Origin of the sequence: Afipia massiliensis, assembly GCF_014203115.1 — a bacterium.
Lineage (GTDB): Bacteria > Pseudomonadota > Alphaproteobacteria > Rhizobiales > Xanthobacteraceae > Afipia > Afipia massiliensis.
The window spans coordinates 1-5,741 of sequence record NZ_JACHIJ010000016.1 but is presented as its reverse complement, the minus strand read 5'-3'; the positions used below and the strand labels follow the sequence as shown (position 1 = coordinate 5,741).

General features: G+C 54.9%; 8 protein-coding genes. 3 read left to right on the top strand and 5 right to left on the bottom strand.

Annotated features, from left to right (window positions below; all coding sequences use genetic code 11):
- A partial coding sequence (locus HNQ36_RS26020) for a hypothetical protein (RefSeq protein ID WP_210312225.1) occupies positions 1-209 on the top strand: 209 nt, incomplete at its 5' end.
- Positions 206-988: a hypothetical protein gene (locus tag HNQ36_RS25860; RefSeq protein WP_184090799.1), complete on the top strand. Its 783-nt coding sequence runs from the start codon at positions 206-208 to the stop codon at positions 986-988. The genes HNQ36_RS26020 and HNQ36_RS25860, both read left to right, overlap by 4 nt.
- Before the next feature lie 627 nt (positions 989-1,615).
- Here the strand turns inward: HNQ36_RS25860 and HNQ36_RS25855 are convergent.
- From HNQ36_RS25855 to HNQ36_RS25840, 4 genes are all read right to left on the bottom strand, one after another.
- Positions 1,616-2,158, bottom strand: coding sequence for a ribonuclease toxin HepT-like protein (locus HNQ36_RS25855; RefSeq protein ID WP_184090796.1), 543 nt, complete (start codon positions 2,156-2,158; stop codon positions 1,616-1,618).
- The gene (locus tag HNQ36_RS25850) at positions 2,155-2,487 is read right to left on the bottom strand and encodes a nucleotidyltransferase domain-containing protein (RefSeq protein ID WP_184090793.1); all 333 of its coding nucleotides are present in this window, start codon (positions 2,485-2,487) and stop codon (positions 2,155-2,157) included. The genes HNQ36_RS25855 and HNQ36_RS25850 overlap by 4 nt, the downstream gene beginning before the upstream one ends.
- Before the next feature lie 852 nt (positions 2,488-3,339).
- Positions 3,340-4,065, bottom strand: coding sequence for a hypothetical protein (locus tag HNQ36_RS25845; RefSeq protein WP_184090790.1), 726 nt, complete (start codon positions 4,063-4,065; stop codon positions 3,340-3,342).
- An 89-nt stretch (positions 4,066-4,154) separates the two neighbouring features.
- Entirely contained in the window at positions 4,155-4,586 is a 432-nt protein-coding gene (locus tag HNQ36_RS25840) for a hypothetical protein (RefSeq protein WP_184090786.1), read from the bottom strand.
- Positions 4,587-4,646: 60 nt separating this feature from the next.
- On the opposite strand from HNQ36_RS25840, the gene HNQ36_RS25835 reads away from it, so the two are divergent.
- Positions 4,647-4,802 (top strand): hypothetical protein, encoded by a 156-nt coding sequence (locus HNQ36_RS25835; protein WP_184090783.1) that lies wholly within the window; start codon positions 4,647-4,649, stop codon positions 4,800-4,802.
- Positions 4,803-5,140: 338 nt separating this feature from the next.
- Here HNQ36_RS25835 and HNQ36_RS25830 read toward each other — a convergent pair whose 3' ends face one another.
- On the bottom strand, positions 5,141-5,701 hold the full coding sequence (locus HNQ36_RS25830) for an outer membrane protein (protein WP_184090802.1): 561 nt from the start codon (positions 5,699-5,701) through the stop codon (positions 5,141-5,143).
- Between the last annotated feature and the right edge of the window lie 40 nt (positions 5,702-5,741).

Sequence of the window (5,741 nt, the reverse complement as noted above, 5' to 3'; positions counted from 1 at the left end):
TCAGGGACAAAACGACGGCGTGCAACCAGCTCTGGCAAACCGACTTCACCTATTTGAAGGTCATCGGCTGGGGCTGGTTCTATCTGTCCACCATCGGCTGTATCGGAATTCCATGCATAACTTACCAAAGTCTTCGTTCTTCCGGCCTCTTGGCCGGCAGACCGGAATGTCCGGCCGCGGCTCGCGAGACCCTGGGGGTCTCGTCATGAAGAACTGGAAGACTTTAGCAAGTGCGGCCCGAGAGGTTCGCCGGAACACCAAGTACGGTGAACGCGAGCGAAGTATCAGCCGCCTCGCCCAGGATAAAGACATAAACACGATCCGACGAACAATCGCCGTGTTGGAATTCTTGGATTCACTGACGGCAAGTTCCCCACAGCTGGCCCAAGCCCTGGATACGGTGCCATTTTCCCTGCTCCAAATCTTGGCTCGGTGGGCGGAAATGGATCCGAAGTCAGCGATGAAGACTGCGCACAAAGTACTGGCCGGCGAATACTCCGTGAGGTCTCTGCGGTCCGCTTTGGAGGCTGCCCGTCGGGCTAACGAGGGGCCGGTCCGAAACAAGAGACTGGTGCCGAGCAAGCTATTCCTGGACGCAATCGGCGAACTCTTGGGCGGACGAGTGACATCAAAGCCGAGACTTTCGCCCGCGATATTGGGTAGACGCCCCATCGATATCGAGCTCCGGCTCGAGCGTGCTGGGGCCTCTCCGAGACGAGTTGCGGTCCTGACAGTCGGTCCCTTTACCGATCCACGGCTTTACGCGAAACGGCGGCATGAGACCCTGCTACGTGCATTGGGCGTGGCGTGGTTGTTCGATGACGTGGTGCTGGCGCTGCCGGAGCCGATCGCAGCGGAACCGTACCGCCAATGGCTGGCCGACGTGCAAGGGATCGTGAAATCTTCGGCCGCGCGGGACGGTCGACCCAACGTCCACGTCCTATCCACCCGGCACTGCACCGCAAAAGCCAGAGGAGCCGGAAAGTGACTGTGGAGCGACGGTATCACGGCAGCCGCTCCTACAGGGAGCGCGCAAGCCAAGCCGCCAACGCGCGTCCCACAATTATATTATTGGTCAGAAAAAATCGAGTGTATGTAAAGCGCCTTAAGATTCGGCATATTTTGCCACAGCATTCCGACTTCAGATAAGTTGGAATATCACTGCCAATCAAAGTTGCTCGGGCCCACCGGGGATCAGGACGTCTGATCCCCGAGCGCCTCTTCGGCTCTTCCTTGGCACCGTCGTGCTCGCCTGCAAGGGACGCTTCGCTCTTCGTCCTTGCATGCTGCGCGCGCCGATGCCTGCGGGACGCCTGCGACGGCGGCTCCGGGGAATCAGACTGACGATGCCGGGCTTCGACTTCAGGAAGTCAGGAGCACAAGGAGTCCGGCTGAGCCCTTGCCGGAGAGTGTGAGTGCGCGAACAGAACTCGATCTGGTTTACGACAAGGCGTCGCTCCAGCTAAACTGACGAAGATGAACCCTGCCGCGCGCCGCGGGTTTCTATTTTTGGGCCTTCCAGAATACCGTGTTGATTAAGAGTCGTCCACATCAATCAAATTTCGGATTGTCGTGGTGAAAAATATCGCGTCACGATAACCGTGCTTAACCTCCGCTAGACAGGAGGGCCGCCTGAAGCTCCGCCGCCCGCGCCGTCGTCTCCGTCGTTGTCGTCTGCGCGTTCAGGATCGATCTTCCTTTTGAACTCGTTGATCGCGTTTCGGATACGAGCGACGATATCTCGTGCAGCATCAACGGATGGCTCAGCCAAGTGTGGTATGAACTCGTCGTAAGAGCTATGGCGAACGCGATAACGCATTCTCAAGGCTTCAAGTAGATCCTTTTTCAGACGCTCATCGAATATCGCTGGCCTCGCATGATCGCCGGTGAGCGGCCTAGTCACCCGATCAAGCAGTACCTTGTGAAAGTCGCGTCCGGTGGGAAGCTCCTCCCCAAGAATCCCGAGGATACCCTCGATCGCCCGCTCGACGGCGGTGTAGCCGGCATCCATTCCCTGCTTGAACGCTGATGTCGACTTGTAGCCTTCGATACCGGGATCGTCGAAACCTCCAGCCTGAAAGATCTGAATTGCCATTCCGAAATGCATGAGTGCCTGTTCGACATCAGCCTCGACGTCTGACCATCTACTGTCGCTCATGGCAACGACACCATTTGATCGCGTATGCGATCGAGAAATCGCTTACTGGCTCTCGATTTCAAATGAACGTCCGAGGGCAGACGGCGCCGCTGGCAGGCCTCTTCCACAAAATCGGCTGCTTCCGCTTCAATTCCGAACTGGAAATCGACGACGACATCAAAGTCGCTATCGTACTTAATCCGGCCTGCAGCGACAGAACCGAACACGTAGAACCGCCCACCGCGAGTTCGTGCGAACTCTCGGGCCTCAGTCATGACGTCGAGCGCAGCGGCACGGCGACGCGCGGCCTCTCGTGCTTTCCTCTCTGGTACCGTTACGATTTCCGGCATGGATCCTCAACGAAATCAACATAAGCGAATATATAGTTCGTGGGCCGCGCTAGGCAAAACGGCTATGTTCCCCGACGTTTTGAAAAATGCTTCGCGAACCTTCCTTAGGTGGAGGGGATCAGTGCCGCGGCCAAACCCCACTCGACCGGCTGCCCTCCAAGCGACCAGCCTTAAATTTCGCGACCGGATTCCACACAGGTGAATGATGCACCTGCCGTGGTAGTTCAACACGATAATCGTTTCACTATCAGGACGCTTGGCGATGGTGCGTTACAAACGTCAGCGACGACGTAGTGGCGCAGGGCGTCGCGGACGACGAAGAGGACGCCAAGACGAAAGCTGTCGCATGGGCACGCGAACGCCTCACCGCGGCCTTGCGGCAGCTTCCCTTGGACGCCAGATCGGCGGGCGCGGCCACCGCAGAACGTCTGCCCCCGAGCGTGCCGTTCGTCTTCGGCTCTTGGCACCGTCGTGCTCGCCTGCAAGGAACGCGCCCTTGCATGCTGCGCGCGCCGGTGAACGCCGGTATAGATTCGCCCAGTTGCGAACGATTACTATAATCTGGATTATACTAATCCAGATTATAGTAGAGCTTCGGGGTTTCCGGACGACCTCCAAGTGTACCCCACCGTTCTCCGCTCATCTGCATACGGGCGCTGCAAGGCTTCCTGAATGGTCTCAAGCTGCCCGACAATGATGGCGTCAACATTGTCTACGGGAAGTAGGCGTACGCTGGATCAGACGCCAATGCAGCGGTCGTAACCAACCTCGTCCTCCCAGAATACGCGCGACGTCGCTAATCTTTTCCGAAAGCTCTTCGTAGAACCTGGCACCGGCAGCAATGCCATCGTCTCAGCCTCCGGTCATGGGCGCAACCCGATTTCGTGCAGCTTCACAGAGCCGTTCTGCGTCCGCAAAGAGACGCATTTCAATTTCGAGAACCGATGCACCTGTCATCTGCTTCAATTCTGACAGTAACGTTGTGAAGTAACGATACGTGTCGCTCCTATGAATTGGCTTGAATCCATAGACATGGACAAGTGATCTGCGACTAAATTGCTTGCTGAATTCCCTAATTTTCTTGTTTTGACTGGCGGGACAAGAGAATGCCACGGCCTGCTTTAACCCCAAAGACTGCTGGTCCATCAGTTGCAATGCGTTCAAACTGGCAGCGACACGCGAGTCGTATATCGCATACTTCTCCGGGTTTCTAATCGACAGCACCTTGCTATAACTTGAAACGCCCTCAAGCGGTGTTTCTGGTTCAGCCTCATCCGCGAGAAGAACGTAAGATTTTATCCGGCTGTCTGAATTGCGCCGGATGCCACCCCAGTCCCGAATCATCCATTCCGCAATCCTCCTTTTTTCGGTCGGCTTTGCGTCCAGCCACCGACGGGAAAGGAATGCCTTGAGGGCAACGTTCTGCTCCTCGCCCGTTGCATATTGATGCGGATCGAACCCATCGCCCAACCGCTCCCACGTAGTCTTATGGACCTTCCAGATGTAAGAGTTCTCTCCTGCTGGCTTATCCTTGAGAAAATTACAAACCGAATTCAATAGGCTTTGGCTTATCTGCATCGCAACCTCGTTAACGCGTAATATGCGTCATGGCATGAGGGGTAGTCGATCTCTTGGCTTTTGCCCCCCCGACCGGCGGGGGCAGAACTTTACGCGTCCACAAAATGGGCGATTAGACGCGGCGAACCGGGTGTATCAAATGCTTTGAGCACTCCAACATTTCTGACGACAATTTTTCTAATGATCACTGGCATTCCAAATGTGCCATATCGTTGATGTGTCCGTTTGAAATCCAAGAGGCATCTGTTTGAATGCGACGCACTAATTTTCTTTGACACTTCCCTCCGCAAAGAGAATCTTGCGCGCGACAAATTCAACCTTCGACCGTCTTGTTGCGCATTCTTGAGGCGCTGATGGCCATCAATGAACTGGTTAAACTTGATCGTGCCAGACCAGCGCATCTTGGCGGCCGCTTCGATTGATTCGTTGATCGCTAATTTCACGGAGATGATGTGATTGTCTAGAAGGTCGGTGAAGGTCAACGCACCATCAAGCCGTTTGATTTGCAAATATCTTTCCAAGCGTTGGGTCTTTGCTGACCTCCACCCAATTTGTTGCGCTCTCGGCGCAAACTTCGTCCGATGAAATCAATTGGCCTTTCGGACCATATCTCGCAGCGATTCTACCGTGAAGGGACCATAAGTTTTCCCTTCCGCATGTATGTGCCAACGCTGACCTTCTTCCCGATCACGAAAATGCTGATGAATGCTCATCAAGTGGCCGGCGGCGGCTTCTGAAACTGAATGCCGCACTTCTTCACGATAGACGCCTGCTCTATCGCAACCATCTGCCCTTTAAGCTGACCAAGTTCGGCAGCCGTTGGACCATCGCCACCGACTAAGAAGGCGGCGGGCCAGAACACGACTACGGCCACGCGACACGTAGGCCGCTGTAATGTCAGACGACTTAGATGCACAGCCGCCCAGGGCAGCCGCTACGGCTGCCAACGCAATAATACGCATAGTGGTATCTCCCCAGACCCATGGGGATTGTCCTTTAGCTAGAATTCGTAATCAAGTACGACTTTAGCGAGCGCGATTGTGCAGCGCGATAGGCCGTTGGGCTCCGGCCACCGCTATCGGGTAACGGGCAGTTCATAAGCAATGCCAATTCTTCCAACGTGCATACTATTCTCAAATCGACCCGCGACGGTGCTTGTCTGAGTTGAGGGCTGCGACGATGAGAACACGACCTCGCTACTAACATTCACTGGCAAGAAATGCGTGTAGCGATATTCAGAGCGAATACTCCAATTCTCACTGATTTTCCGTTCAATGCCTGCGCCGACCGTTGGACCGTTCGCCAAGAACTTATTGGAATGCTCATAGAAGTTATTGGTGGAAAGCGTCTGATAATCGAAACCAGCCAAACTCCAACCCGCGATGCCGTAAAGAAGTGTCTCTGAATTTGCCAGAACTCCTGCACGCGCTAACGCTGAAGTCATCCATCGTGCGCGAGTGTTAGGACGAAAATTGTCTGTTGCCGTTAGACCCGTGGGGCCGCTTGAGTTGAAATACTCATACGAGCGCGAGCCGCTCGAATTGAAATTGTAGTCTGAAATTGTGCCTTCAAATTGAAGTCCTGACCTGCACCCCTGAAACGCCCTCGATTTTGAGTTAGGATTTCTGTTCTCCAGCCAGGAGACAGACGATGCGTAAGAGCAGGTTTACCGAAGA

Coding starts and splice junctions, on each gene's coding strand:
- HNQ36_RS25845 (WP_184090790.1), bottom strand. CDS start 4,065: ATGCAGATAAGCCAAAGCCTATTGAATTCGGTTTGTAATTTTCTCAAG.
- HNQ36_RS25835 (WP_184090783.1), top strand. CDS start 4,647: ATGAAATCAATTGGCCTTTCGGACCATATCTCGCAGCGATTCTACCGT.
- HNQ36_RS25850 (WP_184090793.1), bottom strand. CDS start 2,487: ATGCCGGAAATCGTAACGGTACCAGAGAGGAAAGCACGAGAGGCCGCG.
- HNQ36_RS25855 (WP_184090796.1), bottom strand. CDS start 2,158: ATGAGCGACAGTAGATGGTCAGACGTCGAGGCTGATGTCGAACAGGCA.
- HNQ36_RS25860 (WP_184090799.1), top strand. CDS start 206: ATGAAGAACTGGAAGACTTTAGCAAGTGCGGCCCGAGAGGTTCGCCGG.